21 protein-coding genes and 1 tRNA gene are annotated in these 15,195 nt (G+C 61.1%); 6 read left to right on the top strand and 16 right to left on the bottom strand.

The genetic code is table 11. The annotated features are described in order from the left end of the window. Window positions 1-81: 81 nt before the first annotated feature. From JQ863_RS03505 to JQ863_RS03495, 3 genes are all read right to left on the bottom strand, one after another. Window positions 82-158, bottom strand: a tRNA-Arg gene (locus JQ863_RS03505). Then, the gene (locus tag JQ863_RS03500) at window positions 149-1,117 is read right to left on the bottom strand and encodes a Hint domain-containing protein (RefSeq protein ID WP_204112938.1); all 969 of its coding nucleotides are present in this window, start codon (window positions 1,115-1,117) and stop codon (window positions 149-151) included. The genes JQ863_RS03505 and JQ863_RS03500 overlap by 10 nt, the downstream gene beginning before the upstream one ends. 1 nt (window position 1,118) lies before the next feature. After that, a complete protein-coding gene (locus JQ863_RS03495; RefSeq protein ID WP_239113202.1) occupies window positions 1,119-1,604 on the bottom strand; it encodes a toxin-activating lysine-acyltransferase in 486 nt (161 codons plus the stop codon). Between the two features lie 154 nt (window positions 1,605-1,758). Here JQ863_RS03495 and JQ863_RS03490 point away from each other — a divergent pair, with 154 nt between their 5' ends. Further along, window positions 1,759-2,589: a 3-oxoadipate:acetyl-CoA acetyltransferase gene (locus JQ863_RS03490; protein ID WP_204112936.1), complete on the top strand. Its 831-nt coding sequence runs from the start codon at window positions 1,759-1,761 to the stop codon at window positions 2,587-2,589. Window positions 2,590-2,610: 21 nt separating this feature from the next. On the opposite strand, the gene JQ863_RS03485 is transcribed toward JQ863_RS03490, so the two are convergent. From JQ863_RS03485 to JQ863_RS03460, 6 genes are all read right to left on the bottom strand, one after another. Continuing rightward, entirely contained in the window at window positions 2,611-2,961 is a 351-nt protein-coding gene (locus JQ863_RS03485; RefSeq protein WP_204112935.1) for a diacylglycerol kinase, read from the bottom strand. Between the two features lie 66 nt (window positions 2,962-3,027). Continuing rightward, window positions 3,028-3,285 carry a DUF6455 family protein gene (locus tag JQ863_RS03480; RefSeq protein ID WP_204112934.1) on the bottom strand — a complete coding sequence of 86 codons (258 nt, stop codon included), beginning with the start codon at window positions 3,283-3,285 and terminating at the stop codon, window positions 3,028-3,030. Beyond that, window positions 3,282-3,578 (bottom strand): DUF6455 family protein, encoded by a 297-nt coding sequence (locus JQ863_RS03475; protein ID WP_204112933.1) that lies wholly within the window; start codon window positions 3,576-3,578, stop codon window positions 3,282-3,284. Before JQ863_RS03475 ends, JQ863_RS03480 begins: the two co-directional genes overlap by 4 nt. After that, the gene (locus tag JQ863_RS03470; RefSeq protein ID WP_204112932.1) at window positions 3,575-3,850 is read right to left on the bottom strand and encodes a DUF6455 family protein; all 276 of its coding nucleotides are present in this window, start codon (window positions 3,848-3,850) and stop codon (window positions 3,575-3,577) included. The genes JQ863_RS03475 and JQ863_RS03470 overlap by 4 nt, the downstream gene beginning before the upstream one ends. A 108-nt stretch (window positions 3,851-3,958) precedes the next feature. After that, window positions 3,959-4,318 carry a YigZ family protein gene (locus JQ863_RS03465; protein ID WP_204112931.1) on the bottom strand — a complete coding sequence of 120 codons (360 nt, stop codon included), beginning with the start codon at window positions 4,316-4,318 and terminating at the stop codon, window positions 3,959-3,961. A gap of 9 nt (window positions 4,319-4,327) precedes the next feature. Further along, window positions 4,328-5,035 carry a M48 family metalloprotease gene (locus JQ863_RS03460; RefSeq protein ID WP_204112930.1) on the bottom strand — a complete coding sequence of 236 codons (708 nt, stop codon included), beginning with the start codon at window positions 5,033-5,035 and terminating at the stop codon, window positions 4,328-4,330. Between the two features lie 106 nt (window positions 5,036-5,141). Here JQ863_RS03460 and JQ863_RS03455 point away from each other — a divergent pair, with 106 nt between their 5' ends. After that, window positions 5,142-5,381: a hypothetical protein gene (locus tag JQ863_RS03455; protein WP_204112929.1), complete on the top strand. Its 240-nt coding sequence runs from the start codon at window positions 5,142-5,144 to the stop codon at window positions 5,379-5,381. Between the two features lie 5 nt (window positions 5,382-5,386). Here the strand turns inward: JQ863_RS03455 and JQ863_RS03450 are convergent, their stop codons facing one another. Further along, on the bottom strand, window positions 5,387-5,638 hold the full coding sequence (locus JQ863_RS03450; protein WP_204112928.1) for a DUF167 domain-containing protein: 252 nt from the start codon (window positions 5,636-5,638) through the stop codon (window positions 5,387-5,389). 66 nt (window positions 5,639-5,704) lie between these two features. Between JQ863_RS03450 and JQ863_RS03445 the strand changes: the two genes are divergently transcribed. From JQ863_RS03445 to JQ863_RS03435, 3 genes are all read left to right on the top strand, one after another. Beyond that, the gene (locus JQ863_RS03445) at window positions 5,705-6,826 is read left to right on the top strand and encodes a class II histone deacetylase (RefSeq protein WP_204112927.1); all 1,122 of its coding nucleotides are present in this window, start codon (window positions 5,705-5,707) and stop codon (window positions 6,824-6,826) included. Between the two features lie 63 nt (window positions 6,827-6,889). Beyond that, window positions 6,890-7,468 carry a nitroreductase family protein gene (locus JQ863_RS03440; RefSeq protein ID WP_204112926.1) on the top strand — a complete coding sequence of 193 codons (579 nt, stop codon included), beginning with the start codon at window positions 6,890-6,892 and terminating at the stop codon, window positions 7,466-7,468. Beyond that, window positions 7,453-8,163 carry an EI24 domain-containing protein gene (locus JQ863_RS03435; protein WP_204112925.1) on the top strand — a complete coding sequence of 237 codons (711 nt, stop codon included), beginning with the start codon at window positions 7,453-7,455 and terminating at the stop codon, window positions 8,161-8,163. Before JQ863_RS03440 ends, JQ863_RS03435 begins: the two co-directional genes overlap by 16 nt. Here the strand turns inward: JQ863_RS03435 and JQ863_RS03430 are convergent. After that, complete coding sequence (locus JQ863_RS03430; protein ID WP_204112924.1) at window positions 8,120-8,419, bottom strand: DUF1467 family protein; 300 nt, start codon at window positions 8,417-8,419, stop codon at window positions 8,120-8,122. The two genes, JQ863_RS03435 and JQ863_RS03430, sit on opposite strands and share 44 nt — an antisense overlap. Before the next feature lie 68 nt (window positions 8,420-8,487). After that, window positions 8,488-8,892 carry a methylmalonyl-CoA epimerase gene (gene mce, locus JQ863_RS03425; protein WP_204112923.1) on the bottom strand — a complete coding sequence of 135 codons (405 nt, stop codon included), beginning with the start codon at window positions 8,890-8,892 and terminating at the stop codon, window positions 8,488-8,490. 168 nt (window positions 8,893-9,060) lie between these two features. On the opposite strand from mce, the gene JQ863_RS03420 reads away from it, so the two are divergent. Further along, on the top strand, window positions 9,061-9,762 hold the full coding sequence (locus JQ863_RS03420; protein ID WP_204112922.1) for a response regulator: 702 nt from the start codon (window positions 9,061-9,063) through the stop codon (window positions 9,760-9,762). Between the two features lies 1 nt (window position 9,763). Here JQ863_RS03420 and JQ863_RS03415 read toward each other — a convergent pair whose 3' ends face one another. From JQ863_RS03415 to aspS, 4 genes are all read right to left on the bottom strand, one after another. Beyond that, window positions 9,764-10,486 (bottom strand): GNAT family N-acetyltransferase, encoded by a 723-nt coding sequence (locus JQ863_RS03415; RefSeq protein ID WP_204112921.1) that lies wholly within the window; start codon window positions 10,484-10,486, stop codon window positions 9,764-9,766. 70 nt (window positions 10,487-10,556) lie between these two features. After that, complete coding sequence (locus tag JQ863_RS03410; protein WP_204112920.1) at window positions 10,557-11,786, bottom strand: DUF1501 domain-containing protein; 1,230 nt, start codon at window positions 11,784-11,786, stop codon at window positions 10,557-10,559. A gap of 10 nt (window positions 11,787-11,796) precedes the next feature. After that, window positions 11,797-13,179, bottom strand: coding sequence for a DUF1800 domain-containing protein (locus JQ863_RS03405; RefSeq protein WP_338055474.1), 1,383 nt, complete (start codon window positions 13,177-13,179; stop codon window positions 11,797-11,799). A 176-nt stretch (window positions 13,180-13,355) separates the two neighbouring features. After that, the gene (aspS, locus tag JQ863_RS03400) at window positions 13,356-15,131 is read right to left on the bottom strand and encodes an aspartate--tRNA ligase (protein WP_204112919.1); all 1,776 of its coding nucleotides are present in this window, start codon (window positions 15,129-15,131) and stop codon (window positions 13,356-13,358) included. Window positions 15,132-15,195 lie beyond the last annotated feature (64 nt).

Raw genomic sequence — 15,195 nt, 5'->3', positions numbered from 1 at the left:
TCTAGCGGCTGTTTGGTCCGGAATGAACCGCTTTCTGCAAACGGGCGAGATATCCGCGGTGCTTTGCGCAGGATTGGGGTTTGGCGATCCCGGAAGGACTCGAACCCTCAACCTGCTGATTAGAAGTCAGCTGCTCTATCCAGTTGAGCTACGGGACCGCGTGGCGGTGTTGATAGGGCAAGTCGGAGGGTTTGCCCAGAGCGTTTTCGCGCGTCGGTCCGGCCTCAAGGTCGCGCCCGATCAGCCGCGCTTCGTATCCGCGCAAAACCGTGCGCGCCGTGCGGCCATAGGTTTCCGGCAGGCTTCTGAGGTCGGGGAACAGGCGGAACAGCTCCTCTCGGGTGGCGGCCGCAAACCCGTCCAGACCGACGTGGCCGGGAAAGAAGCTTTCGCTTTCCAGCGCGCAGCTGGTCAGTATCTGGTGAGTGTCGAAGAACAGGTGGAAATAGGTGACCGGCCCGGTATCGGCCTGAAACACCGTCCGACCGTTGACAAGGTGCCGCGCCGGGCAAAGCACTTCGTCGGCGCCGGTCAACAACGGAACCTGCGGTGTGCGGATCAGAACCCGATGCATGGGCGAGACACAGACGTCCCGGTCCGGCACCCCGGCCCCAAGGGCATCCTTTTTCAACCGCACCGGTTGAAGCGTCATATCATCGGCCAGAGGTTCAACCGTGGTGGCCCCGATCCAGCGGATCGGCTGAGCGCCATCATCCCGCGTCAGGACAAGGTCACCGACACGCAGATCCTGAACCGGGCGCGGACCGCGAGGCGTGTCGACAAGCGTACCTTCAACGAAGCAGGGCGGGTCTGTGACGCCGTTGATCGTGATCGTGACCGTGGTCGTGCCCCCGTCCCAGGTCACGGTGAAAACTTCGGTCAGTGTTTCACCATCATTCAACGCATCAATTGCAGGGTGGTCATTGTCGGCGGTGTAGGTCCAGGCACCATTGGCGTCGATCACCAATTCGCTGCCATACGATCCCGGGATAGTTTCCGCAGTCCAGCGCCCGATGTCGGATTGCAGCAGAATATCCATCTGACCCGTGGTGATGAGCAAGCCGCCGGTATCGGCGTCCTCGGTCACGCTGCCGTCCTGAGCAAGAGGAAACCCCATTCTACACCACCCCCGGTCGGATCATGGAAAGCCGCTGTCCCTTGGGGTGCGCTGCATTTCCCGAGACGACCCGCTTCAGTCGGCCCTTATGGTCGACGCGGGCAAACCAGAATGGTTCATCCGGCGGGTTTCGGGCGATATGGCGGGCAACCTGCGCGCCCTGTCCAAACGGCGCAATCAGGTCAAGAAACCAAAGCTGGTCTCCGCTAACCCAATCCTCGGGGCGCGGGGGCACCTGGTCCAGCGTCATGCGTTCAACGACATCCTGACCAAGCCGCGCCCAAATCAGCGCCGCGCCGACCTGCCCCTCGGCAGTTTCGAAGAAACGCACGCAGCCATTGTCGATGGCCGGAATAAAAAGGCGGGACAGAAGCACGGCAGGAAACTTCGAATGCAACGGGCAATAGGTCGCGAGATACTGCAATTTCCCAAGGGAAAGCAGACTCTCATCGGTTGGACCGATGCGCTGTCGCCGAGTGCCTGACATTGCTCTAACCTGCCTGCCCGCGTGTGCCGCGGTGCTTGACCGCCAGCCTACAAAACCACGAATCACTTGTCAAAACGTGAAAGCTGGCTGTCCAAGGCGTCACTTGAATTGGCAATGGGTTGGAGTAGTTTGGGGCCACAGCTAAGGAAAGCCCATGACCAAGCCCTGCATCATCTGTGTCGCAATCACCGGTTCGGTACCCAAGAAATCCGACAACCCCGCAGTTCCGATCACCGTCGAGGAACAGATCGAAAGCACCCACGCCGCGTTCGAAGCGGGTGCTGCGATCGCCCATTGCCATGTCCGCTTGGACGATGGCACGCCAAGCTCGGACCCCGAGCGTTTTGGACGCCTGATGGAAGGTATCCGCAAACACTGCCCCGGCATGATTGTGCAGCTTTCGACGGGCGGGCGCAGCGGGTCGGGCCGCGAGCGCGGAGGCATGCTTCCGTTGCGGCCGGACATGGCCTCGCTTTCGGTCGGGTCGAACAACTTTCCGACACGGGTTTACGAAAACAGCCCCGAATTGATCGCGTGGTTGCAGGAAGAGATGATCAAGTATGACGTCAAGCCCGAGATCGAGGCCTTTGACCTCAGCCACATCCACCAGGCCGTCCGTATGAACCGCGAAGGACGGATCGCCGGCAAGCTTTATGTGCAGTTCGTCATGGGGGTGAAGAACGCAATGCCCGTCGACAAGGACGTATTCGACTACTACGTCCGTACGATGGAACGGCTTGCCCCCGAAGCAGAATGGTGCGCGGCCGGGGTTGGACCGGGTCAGGTTGTGGTGAACGAATGGTGCATCGCCGCTGGTGGCCACACCCGCACCGGGCTTGAGGACAACATCCGATGGGACCGGAACACGCTTGCGCCTTCAAACGCCGCGCTGGTCACCCGCGCGGTAGAAATCTGTGAGAAATATGAACGCCCTGTGGCGACGTGGCAGGAAGCGCGGCAAATTCTGGAATTGCGCGCCGCCTGAACGATTGGGGCCGGAAACTCGTCACCAGATCAGAACGACCACCCAGGCGATCCCCGCTGCAATCGCGGCGACGGCGACACCGGCGCTGCCAGCATCTTTTGCCCGCCCCGCCAACGGGTGCTGGACCTGCGACACAAAATCGACCGCCCGCTCAATCGCCGTGTTCAGCAATTCGAAGGCCAGAACGATCACACCCAACGCCAGGATCAGTGCGCGCTCGGCTCCGGTCAGGGGCAGAACAAAGGCAAGCACCGCCGAAACCAGATTGGCCCAGACCCAGCTGCGGAACGAATGCTCGTTCCGCCATGCGTCGACACAGCCAGCCCAGCTCCAGATGATCCGAAGCCGCAGACGTTTGAAGAAGTAGAGCATGGATTAATCCCCTTGCGCCCATCCTGAGGCAAGGCAAGGGACCGGATCAACCGAATTCAACCGCCATCAGGTGCGTGCTGCAAGATCTTCCAGAAGATCCTTGTTCAGGCAGTAGTCCGGCGTGTGGGCGGCGTGGTCATGTTCGGACAGCCAGCCCTGACATTCGCCCACCTTCTTGCAATGTGTACATGTCAGCACGGCATTGCGGTATCTGGTGACCATCTCGGGCGACTGGTCAAGCACTTGGGCCCAGTCGGTTCCAACAGCGTCCGACATTCGGCCAACAAGATCAGAGTGACGGTCCAGTTTCTCGGTCAGTTTCATATTGCCCTCCCTCGTGACCTGCGTTTGGCCGCGTCTCGCAGCCTGTCCAAAACCCCGGCATTTGCACAGAACCCGGGCGCGGCAGAGGCGCTCAGCCCCTCATTGCCCAACCAGTCCTGACACGCGGCGACATGGGGGCACCGTCGGCAGCGCGTCACAAGCGCGGCGTACTCCGACTGGCTGATATGCCCTTCTGCCATTGCCTCGGAAAACGAAAGCCCCAGCGACCGCGCGACACTTCTGGTCAACCAGAAATGCTGCACCGGGTCGCCAAGATGTTCGATTCTGCTCATGCAGCCATGTCCTCAAGCGCTTCGCGCAGTGCTTCGTAGCGCGTTCCGTTGCAACAGGACTTGGGGGCCGTTTCGACAGGCTCCGGGTGCAGGTCCAGCCATTTCTGGCACTTGTCGCCCCAATTGCAGCCTCGGCAGGCGGTGACCATCTCGGCCCAGTCCGCCTGGGTCAGCTCGGCTTTCTCCATCGCCGTCACCAGATCGGTCTCGGTGATCTTGGCCATCTGCTGGGCCAACCAGTAATGCGTATTCGTCTTGCCCAAGGGTTTCATGGACCCCTCCTGTTTCGCTTCCATCCCTCCTGAACCACCGCGAGGCGGCCGCGCATTAAGCGTGGGATCAACGCTAACAGATGGGCCCGAATCGTCCCTTGACCTGAATCAATCGGAAGAAATCGCGTCTATGTAATGCCTTACACAGTCCTGCACCCGCCGGAACCGGTCCCCGCCCAGTTTGGTGCCGCCATACCAGCGGGTCACGACAATGATGTGGTCGGTCACCCCTTCCCTCTCCAACATGCGCAGGATCACCATCCCCGCCCCCGATTCTCCGTCGTCCCCTTTGATCGGCGTCCCGTCCGAAAGCTGCACCGCCCAAGTATTGTGCGTGGCCTTGGCGTATTTGCGGACACGCTTCAGTTTTTTCAGGAACTGATCGACCTCGGCCCGGTTTCGAACCGGTCCGCCGGACACCGCATATTTGGAGCCCCGGTCGGTGACGACGTTTTCAAACTGCAACATGCGCGCCGCTCAGAAGCCGCGCGCGGTCTGATGCACGATCCGAATTCGGTCCTGGTTCGGCGGATGCGTGCCAAGGAAGGCGTCACCGGGATCGGGGATACGCTGGAAGAACACCGCGCCCCGGATGGGGTCGAACCCGGCATTATGTGCGATGATCGTCCCCAGCCTGTCGGCCTCGAGCTCGTATTGTTTGCTGTATGTGCGCGACCCCAGCATCGCACCGACGTCGACGGCATTGCTGATCAGCGACGGATCTGCACCCGAAGCCGCAACCAGCCCGGACAGGATCAAAGCGCCCACGGCGGCGTTGGTCTGGGTCGATTGCAGATGGCCTTCGATGTGATGCGCCGCCTCGTGGCCCATCACAAATGCGATTTCGTCGCCGTTCTGCGCTTCGTTCAGCAGAGCCTTGGTGAACACGATCAGGGGTCGCCCCTCCTTGTCCACGGTCTGATAGGCATTCGACGGCTGGTTCGGGCGGTCATCCACCAAAATCTTGTAGTCGCAGTTCACCCCACGTGTGCGGCGGCGGCATTCGCGCTCGGCCACAGGTTCAACCCGCGCGACAACCGTCGAGAACCCCGCCGTCGACGCAGCCCCCCTGAATGGCAGCGGTTCGAAGCTGGCGGCGCTGGCCTTTTCGGGCGCAGACGCGGTGGTTGTCTGGCAGGCGGCAAGGGGCACCAGCGCAGCAAGAATCAGAAAGCGGAACAACATCATACCCACCCAAACGGTCTGGAAACGCACCGAACCTAGGTCAGATACACGCCGCCTTCCAGCGTATTGTTCTTGCGTGCGCCGCAGCAGCGGATAACCTGACACCATGTTCAGCATCGAGCACGAATTTGACGCCACCGTAGTCACCCTTGTCGACGAGGCATCGCCCGCGCGACAGGAGGACATCACCATCAATATGTTCGAAGACTGCATCACGGTCGAGCAGCTTGATCCGCGTACCGAAGAGGTGCAGCTGATCACCTTCTCGATGGAGCAGCTACGTGACCTTGCGGCCGCGCTGAACCTGCCGGAAGGGGTTTACCAATTGCGCCCCGAGAACAAATAACCGGGTTACTCCACCCGGAATACCTTGTCCCGACTTGTCTGGCCCCGCACGAGAACCAACCGAGACTTGGCGACACCCAGCGCTTTGGCGAGCAGTTTTTGCACCGCCGCGTTTGCCTTGCCACCTTCCGGCACCACGGTGACATAGACCCGAATGCCATCGGCTTCGACCTTGACCAAATTGCGCGACGCCTTGGGGGTCACGCGCACCGCGATCTCGGTGCCGGGGGTGGCAAGGTGGGTCAGGTCGTCGGGCATGGGCCGTGATTTACAATTCCGTTTGGGCGGCGTTATGGTCGCCTGACACTTGGGACGAGGGCAAGCATGACCACTGGTTTTTTCTGGGACGAGAGGTGTTTTTGGCACTCGGGCGGCAACTACGCAATGACCCTGCCAGTGGGTGGTCTAGTGCAACCGATGGCGGCGGGCGGCCTGCCCGAAAGCCCCGAGACCAAGCGGCGGTTGAAAAACCTGATCGACGTAACAGGACTGGCGGACGACCTGGCTTTGGCTTCGGCCCCGGAAGCCAGCCGCGACGACCTGTTGCGCGTCCATCCGGCCAGCTATCTGGATACATTCAAGGAAATGTCAGATGCCGGTGGTGGCGAGTTGGGCCTGCGCACTCCGTTCGGACAAGGCGGATATGAGGTTGCGGCGCTGTCGGCGGGACTGTCCATTGCGGCGGTCGAGGCGGTGATGACGGGCAAGGTGGATAATGCCTATGCCCTGTCGCGCCCTCCGGGGCATCATTGCCTTCCCGACTGGCCCAATGGGTTTTGCCTGTTGGCCAATATTCCGATCGCATTGGAATCGGCCCGCGCCAAGGGGCTGTTGGGGCGCGTTGTGGTGGTCGACTGGGACGTGCATCACGGCAACGGCACCGAAGCGATCTATTTTGATCGCGATGACACGCTGACGATCTCCTTGCATCAGGAACACAACTACCCGCTGGATACCGGCGACATCGGCGACCGGGGCAAAAGCGCGGGCCTTGGATACAATATCAACGTTCCACTGCCTCCGGGCGCCGGTCACAACAGCTATGTCGAGGCGATGGCCCGCATTGTCCTGCCAGCGATCGACCGCTTCAAGCCCGACCTGATCGTCGTCGCCTGCGGGTTTGACGCTTCGGCCATCGACCCGCTGTCGCGCATGTTCGCCACTGCCGAGACCTTCCGCACCATGACACGCCAGCTGATGAATGCCGCCGACCGACATTGCGACGGCAAGCTGGTCCTTGTCCATGAGGGTGGCTATTCCGAGGTCTATGTCCCGTTTTGCGGCCATGCCGTTCTGGAGGAACTTTCAGGCAGCGCAATGACCGCCCCTGACCCGTTGGCCGACACGTTTCGAAAGCGCCAGCCGAACAAGCGGTTTGAAACTTTCGTATCCGGGCAGATTGCGGAAATGGCGGGTTTCTTCGACAAACCCGCAGGCCAAGGTTGACACCCGGCACCTGAGACCAGACATGTCGCCAAGGCAAACTCGCGACCACCAAGAGGACAGGACATGCCCCAGAAAAACGAAGCGGCACTTGAGTTTCTGCTGACCCGCCGCTCGCGCCCGGCAAAGACACTGACGGGGCCCGTGCCAACACGGGACGAATTGCAGCCCATTCTTGAAGCCGCCCTGCGCAGCCCCGACCATGGCAAACTGGAACCCTGGCGGCTGATCGTATTGGAAAAAGGCGCGCTCGAACGGCTGGCGGGCCTTGCGCAGTCTCGTGGTGTCGAATTGGGGCTGGACGCGGACAAGATCGCCAAATCCCACAGCCAGTTCGACATGGCTGATCTTGCGGTTGCGGTGGTCGAAAGCCCGGTGATTTCGGAAAAAGTCCCGGCCATTGAACAGACCTATTCCGCTGGCGCGGTATGCCTTCAGCTTCTCAATGCCGCACTTGCCGCCGGCTGGGGCGCGAACTGGCTGTCTGGCTGGCCGGCCCATGATCCCGAGTTTCTGGCCCGTGGCCTGGACCTTGCTCCGCATGAGCGGTTGGCGGGCTTTATCCACATCGGGACCGAGAAGATGGCCCCGCCCGAACGCCCCCGCCCCGACCCGGAAAGGAAGATCACTTGGGTCTCGTCGTAGTCGTTTCATCCTTCTTCAAGGCGCTCGGGCAGCTGGGTGATCCGCGGTTCCGCAAGGTTCTGTTCCTCGGCATCGGCCTGACTTTCGCCCTGTTGGTCGCGGCCTATGCCGGGTTGCTGTGGTTTTTCGAACTGATCGGCGCGGAAGAGTTCCTGGCCGACACGCTGGGCGATGTCACATGGATCGGCCAGCTGCTTTCGGGAGCGTCCTTCCTGTTGATGATCGTCCTCTCGGTGTTCCTTATGGTGCCTGTCGCCTCGGCCATCACGTCAATGTTCCTGGACGAGGTCGCGCAGGCGGTCGAGGACAAGCACTATCCCGACTTGCCACCGGCCATGAACGTGCCTTTTGGCGACGCGCTGCGCGATACGCTGTCTTTTCTTGGTATCCTGATTGTTGCTAACGTCCTGGCGTTCATCGTCTACGCGATGTTCCCTCCGTTCTCGATGTTCATTTTCTGGGCTCTGAACGGATTTCTTCTGGGGCGCGAATACTTCCAACTGGCCGCCATGCGCCGGGTCGGTCGTGAGGGCGCGAAAGAGATGCGCCGACGATATGCGGGAACGATCTGGTTGGCTGGAACGCTGATGGCCGTGCCGCTATCCCTGCCGCTCGTGAACCTGTTGATCCCGATCCTGGGCGCAGCGACGTTTACTCAGCTTTATCATCAGCTGTCGCAGAAGACGGGGACATGACCCCGCGCACATCCAGATCGCGCACGGTGATCTGACCTGTCGTGATGATCCAGAACAGGATCAGCCAGATCACGGCCGAGACCCCGCTGACGATCCACGCCTTCTTTTTCAGATAGTGGTGTTCAGGCGCGCCTGCATGTGTCCCCGGCACCACCTTCCCAACGTCGCCCTGCGTCTGAAGCCGGATCGGGATCGCGATCAGGAAGGACATGAACCAGATCACAGCATAAAGGACGATGGCAGAGGTGATGGACATGAGCGGACCTTTGGGTTGCGTCAGCCCCGATGTAACACGTCACCGGGGCCGGGCAAGGGGGCATGGTGTCAGACCTGTTCCAGTTCTACCAGACAGCCGTTGAAATCCTTTGGATGCAAAAACAGCACCGGCTTGCCGTGGGCGCCGATCTTCGGCTCGCCCGTTCCCAGAACACGTGCGCCAGTGGATTTCAGGTGATCGCGTGCGGCAATGATGTCCTCGACCTCGTAACAGACATGGTGAATGCCACCCGAAGGGTTCTTGTCAAGGAAACCCTGGATCGGGCTGTTGTCTCCCAGCGGATAAAGCAATTCGATCTTGGTATTGGGCAGTTCGATGAACACCACGGTAACCCCGTGATCGGGTTCATCCTGCGGGTCTCCTACCTTTGCGCCAAGCGCGTTTCGATATTGTGCGCTGGCGGCATCGAGGTCGGGAACGGCGATGGCAACATGGTTAAGGCGACCGATCATGGCGGAGTCCTTTCTGGTGTTTTCTCAAGTGGCCCGGTTATGGGGCGCGGATTTTGGCATGGCAAGCGACAGGCCGCCGCGTCAGCGCTAACACGCACCGGATTTCATTATTAACCCTACGTTCACCATCGCAGCCCTATGGTAATCCCCTCTGGAATGGAGGTTTCCATGGACGATCTGTCACCGTTCTCTCTGCTGCAAACGCCGACAGTCGCGCATCCGCTTCTGGGTCAGACCATCCTGATTGTCGAGGACAGCCTGTTTGCCTGCGAAGCGCTGAGACAGATGTCGCTGCGCTCGGGCGCTCGCATTCGCCGAGCCGACAGTTTGGCGGCCGCGCATCGCCACCTACGGGTCTACCGGCCCACGGTTGCAATCATCGATCTCGGGCTTCCTGACGGTTCGGGGGCCGAGTTGATCGAAGAGTTGTCCAATGCGGTGCCCCGCCTGCCGGTGATCCTGGGCACCAGCGGAGATGTTTTTGCCGAGGACGCGTCGATCGCGGCTGGGTCGGACGGGTTTCTGGCAAAGCCGGTCTCGTCGCTCGCGGTTTTTCAGACATTGATCCTGCGCCACTTGCCTGCTGACCTGCATCCGCCCGGTCCGCGTAAAATGCCAAATGATCGGATCGCACCCGACCCGGTGTCGTTGAAGGATGATCTTGCCCACGCGGTCGAGGCGCTGGAGGGGGCGGCCTCGGCACGGGATCTGGCCTATGTCGCGCAATTCCTGTCTGGCATCGCGCGCAGTGTCGAGGACAAGGGATTGCTGGATGCGGCAAATGCAATTTCGGGCGCAGACGGGCGCAACCGTGTTGCAACGCTCAGAACCGCATTGCAGCATCGGTTGGCAAACCAGCCAAGGATCTGAACTAGTTGACGCCCAACGACGGATCGTTTGCCACCCGCACCAACCCAGTCAGATCCGACAGCGCCTCGGATTGCCGCCCTTCCCCGTCGAAATTCGCCGGGGAAAGCCAGACATCGAACGCCTGTTTCAGCGCGGGCCACTCACGGTCGATTGCGGCGAACCACGCCGTATCCCGGTTGCGCCCCTTGTAAACCAGCGCCTGCCGGAACACGCCCTCGTAACTCAACCCCAACCGCTGCGCCGCTCGTCGCGAACCTGCGTTCAGCGCATCGCATTTCCACTCATAGCGGCGATAGCCCGCTTCAAACGCCCATTTCATCATCTGGAACATCGCATCCGTCGCCGCACGACTTCTTTGCAGGCAGGGCGCGAAGTTGATGTTGCCGACCTCGATCGACCCTGCCGCGGGCTTCATACGCAGGTACGAGGCTACTCCGCCAAAGCGCGCCGCCTCTTTGTCATAGATCGCATAGAACCGATGGTCGGGATTGGCCACGGTCTCGCGCACCCAGCGATGATACTGCGCCGCAGAGTGAAACGGGCCATAGGGCATGTAGTCCCACAACCAGTCATCCTGCTCATACGCCCGGAACAAAAGCGCCGCGTGTTTCTCGGCATCCAGAGGTTCCAGCCGGGCGTAGCGGCCTTCAAGGATGGCATCGCCGGGCAGCGGGCGCGTGGTCCAGCCCGGAACTGCGAAACCAAGGGGTCTTGTGTTGGTCATGGAACCTGTGATCCGTCAAATTGCTGGCGTTACACTGTCACAGCAACCTAGCGCGGCCAAGCGGGATCGTTCACAGCATCAGGCCAGGGTCATCGCCCAAGTCGAGGCCTGGAAACACGCTGCGCTCAAGCTCTGAGCGCACTACACCAAAACTGGCGCGCATCGCCCAGGCCGCCCAGCCGCGCAGGTCCGAGGTCGGCATCAGGTCGCGCCGATCATAGAGCGACGCCTCGTCCAAACCCGGCCACAGGCCATGCACCCTGCCGCCGCGCACCGCACCGCCCGCCACCAGCATCATGCCCCCTGTGCCATGGTCCGTTCCGCCGGTACCGTTTTCACGAACGGTGCGGCCAAACTCGGTCATCGCCAGAACCGTGGTCTTGCCCCACACATCCGCGCCGCAGCCCTGTTTCAGCGCCAGAATCGTGTCCGCCAACCGGCCAAGCGGTCCTTTCAACGCGTTCTTCTGGTTGCGATGCGTGTCCCATCCCCCAAGCGAGAAGGTGGCGATCCGTGTCTCGTGACGCAGTTGGCTGGCAGCGAATTCCGCGATACGCAGATGACCGTCGCCCCGAGGGATGGGCTGCATGTCCTCAACCATCGCCTCCATCCTGCCATCATGCGTATCGGGAAACACTACCTGATCCCCATCAAGGGCAGCCAGCTCGACCGCCTCCGACATCGCGCGGGCAAACACCGGATCCTCGGCCATGACCTGTCGCAGAAGTCCCAACCCGGCTGCACTAAGGACAACGTCAACAGAAGGCGACCAGTTCGACACTTCCGCCGCGCCAGCCGCGATCAGCATCTCGCCATCACCCACGGAAAACGCGGTCCGGGCATTAGCGCCGGGCAGCACCTGCACCAGCCGGTTCAACCACCCTTCGCGTCCACCACCCGAGAGGTCCACCGTCCCCGCCTCCAAAAGGTCCTGGCCGTCAAAATGGCTGCGCTTGTCTCGATACGGGGTCGAGGCGACATGCACGAAGCCAAGCTCACCCGCCGTCCAGAGCGGCATCAGTGGCAAAAGCGCCGGGTGAAGCGCAAAAAAACCGGTCAGATCGATACCCACCTCGCTGCTGTTCAATAGGCCGGGGCGGGCAGATTGAAAAGCCGGGTCCCCGATCGGGCGCACGACGTCCAAACCATCGACGCCGCCACGCAGGATGATCACCACAAGTCGATTGTCGCCCGGCGCGGATGCAAGACCGACAGGGGTCAAAATCGGGCTGGCCGCCAGCGAACAGCCCAGCGCCCCAGAGCGCAAAAGAAAGGACCGACGCGTCGACATTCGTGTCATGTGATCTCTCCTAGTGCCTTTGGAACGCTGGTGACGTCAGCACAAGCGCGACACCCTCACGCCGGGTTTCGGCGGCGCTGGCGGCGAAATGCAATGTCTCGGTCGCCCTTGGCCCCAGCGCCTGGCCGACCAGCTGGCGCGGATCAACAAGCCCCCGCCGCAGCATGGATGGCGCCATCAGCGCCCACTGCAACCGCGCCGCCAACCCCTGCGGCGTGATCCAGTGACTGTCATGGTCGGGCCAGCCATCCGGCCCAAGCGGGCGCCCCCACGCTTGCCCCATCCGGGCAAGCGGTGCATCGACCATTTGCACCAGCTGATTTCTGTCAACACCGCCCAGGTCTCGGTCCGACGCATCCAGCGCGCGGAAGGCGGATGCGACGAAGGTGATCGGCTGCTTGATCTTGCCCCCGGCCTGGTCCCATGCCGCAGGATGGGTCAGCATCGCCTCATAGGTGGGCAACAAAGCGCCGCCGGTCTCAAGGAACTTTGCTTCAATCGCTGCCACCAGATCAGGGTCTGGATTGTTGGACACGAAATGGCGCGCGAGTTTGCCAGCAATGTGACGTGCTGTTGCCGGATGCGCTGACAGGTCGTCCAGGACCGCGTGGATATCTTCGATTTCGGCAAACTCTCCGGAATAGCTGCGTCCCAAAACAGTTTCGGCCCCGGGCTCCGCCCGGCGATGGCGAAACACCATTGCGCCGTCCCTGTTGGTTCCAAGCCCGGTCAGAAGTTCTGCCAACTGGCGCACATCGGTCTGGGAATAGGGGCCATCCACCCCAAGCGTATGAAGCTCCAAAATCTCGCGCGCGAGGTTCTCGTTCAGCCCCTTGCCGTCCTCGCGGGCCGCAAGCGCGCTGTTCGGCCCAACCGAGGCATTCTGGTCGAGAAAGTTCAACATGGCCGGGTGCAAAACCGCGGATTTCAACAGTTCGCTGAATGTGGCCCCCACAAAAGGCCGGATCGCACTTTCCGAATAAGACGGCACGACCCCCGCCATGCGTTGGCCCTTGGCCACAACGGAAAAGTGGTCGGCCCAGAAAAACTCCAGCCGTTCGCGAAAGGCATCGGCGGTCCTTGCCCGCCGCAACAGGGACGCGCCAAGCGACAGGGTTGCCTGACGGCGCGACCGACGTACAATCCTGCGCATGGCTTTTTGCGCAGCCTTTTCCCCGGCTGTTCCCTTGGCTTTTTTTCTTTCGCCCCGAGCTGCGATGAATTCACCGATGCGGGCTGTGAATTGATCGTAGTTTTCGATCGGGTATTTCTGTGACATCAAATCCGGCCCGCTCAGGCGGGACAGCATGTCCGCCAGGCCGAGGGGCGGTGCGATTGAAGGCGAAAGCCCATAGCCGAACCGCATTTCCGCCAATGCCGGATCAAAACGCACGCCGCCCTCCTGCTGGCAAATTCCCTAGAGTTTCCCCGGCATGATAGTGGCGAATACCATGACCGGGGCATCACATTACCGAAGCCGCACACAAAAACGGCGGCAATCGGCAATGTTGCGCCGAAAACGACAAAGGCCGCCCGAACGGGCGGCCCATGTGCAGGTTGTTTTTAGGATCAATCCTGCGGGATCACCCGAAGGCCAAGCTCCATCAGCTGATCCGACGTCGGATCGCTGGGCGCGTTCATCATCAGGTCTTCGGCGCGCTGGTTCATCGGGAACATCACGACTTCGCGGATGTTCTGCTGGTCAGCCAGCAGCATCACGATCCGGTCCACGCCAGCCGCGCAGCCACCGTGCGGCGGGGCGCCGTATTTGAAGGCGTTGACCATGCCGCCGAACCGCTTGCGAACTTCATCCTCGCCATAGCCCGCCAGTTCGAACGCTTTGAACATGATTTCGGGCTGGTGGTTTCGGATCGCGCCCGAGACCAGTTCATAGCCGTTGCAAGCAAGGTCATACTGATAGCCGCGCACGGCCAGCGGATCGCCTTCCAGCGCTGCCATGCCCCCTTGCGGCATCGAGAACGGGTTATGGTCGAAATCAAGTTCGCCGGTTTCTTCGTCCTGTTGGTAGATCGGGAAATCCACGATCCAGGCAAAGGCAAACCGGTCTTCATCCAGAAGACCCAGTTCTCGACCAATCACGTCACGGGCACGGCCAGCCACGGGTTCGAACGCCTTGGGTTTGCCGCCAAGGAAGAAGGCCGCATCACCAATTCCAAGGCCCAGCTGCTGGCGGATCGCCTCGGTGCGCTCGGGGCCGATATTCTTGGCTAGCGGTCCAGCTGCTTCCATTCCTTCGCCCTGATCGCGCCAGAAAATATAGCCCATCCCCGGCAGACCCTGTTCTTGCGCGAATTTGTTCATCCGGTCGCAAAACTTGCGACTGCCGCCCGTGGGGGCGGGAATGGCGCGGATTTCGGTGCCGTCCTGCTCAAGCAGCTTGGCGAAGATCGCAAAACCCGAGCCGCGGAAATGCTCGGACACATCCTGCATCTTGATCGGGTTCCTGAGGTCCGGCTTGTCGGTGCCATACCATTTTGCGGCATCCGCATAGGAAATCTGCGGCCAGTCCTGATCGACCTTCCGGCCGCCGCCGAATTCTTCGAAAATGCCCTTCAAAACCGGCTGGATCGTGTCAAACACATCCTGTTGGGTGACAAACGACATTTCCATATCGAGCTGATAGAAATCGGTGGGCGAGCGGTCGGCGCGCGGATCCTCGTCGCGGAAACAGGGCGCGATCTGGAAATACTTGTCGAAACCGGCGACCATCATCAACTGCTTGAACTGTTGCGGTGCCTGCGGCAGCGCATAGAACTTGCCGGGATGCAGGCGCGATGGCACGAGGAAGTCACGCGCACCTTCGGGCGACGAGGCCGTGATGATCGGGGTCTGGTATTCGCGGAAACCCTGATCCCACATGCGCTTGCGCATCGAGGCGACAACGTCCGAACGCAGCTTCATGTTCTCCTGCATCTGCTCGCGGCGCAGGTCGAGAAAGCGGTATTTCAGACGGGTTTCTTCCGGGTATTCCTGATCGCCGAACACCATCAGCGGCAATTCGTCGGCGGCGCCGAGAACTTCAAGATCACGCACGAAAACCTCGATCTCGCCGGTCGGCAGTTTCGGATTCACCAGTTCGGGGTCGCGCGCCTTGACGTTGCCGTCGATGCGAATGCACCACTCGGACCGGACCTTTTCCATCTCGCTGAACACCGGCGAATCCGGGTCGCAGAGAACTTGTGTCACCCCGTAGTGATCCCGCAGGTCGATGAACAGGATGCCGCCGTGGTCGCGAACACGGTGGACCCAGCCCGAAAGACGGACGGTTTCACCGACATTGGAGTTGTTCAGATCGGCGCAGGTATGGCTGCGAAAGGCGTGCATGGTCGCTCCCTCGGGAAGGGTGAATGGGTAAAGTCGCGCCGATACACCTTTTCGGGGCGGCAAA

The sequence above is a fragment of the Shimia biformata genome, from assembly GCF_016888515.1.
GTDB classification, from domain to species: Bacteria; Pseudomonadota; Alphaproteobacteria; order Rhodobacterales; family Rhodobacteraceae; genus Shimia_A; species Shimia_A biformata.
The sequence above is the reverse complement of the archived record's forward strand: the minus strand, read 5'-3'. Positions and strand labels throughout refer to the sequence as shown.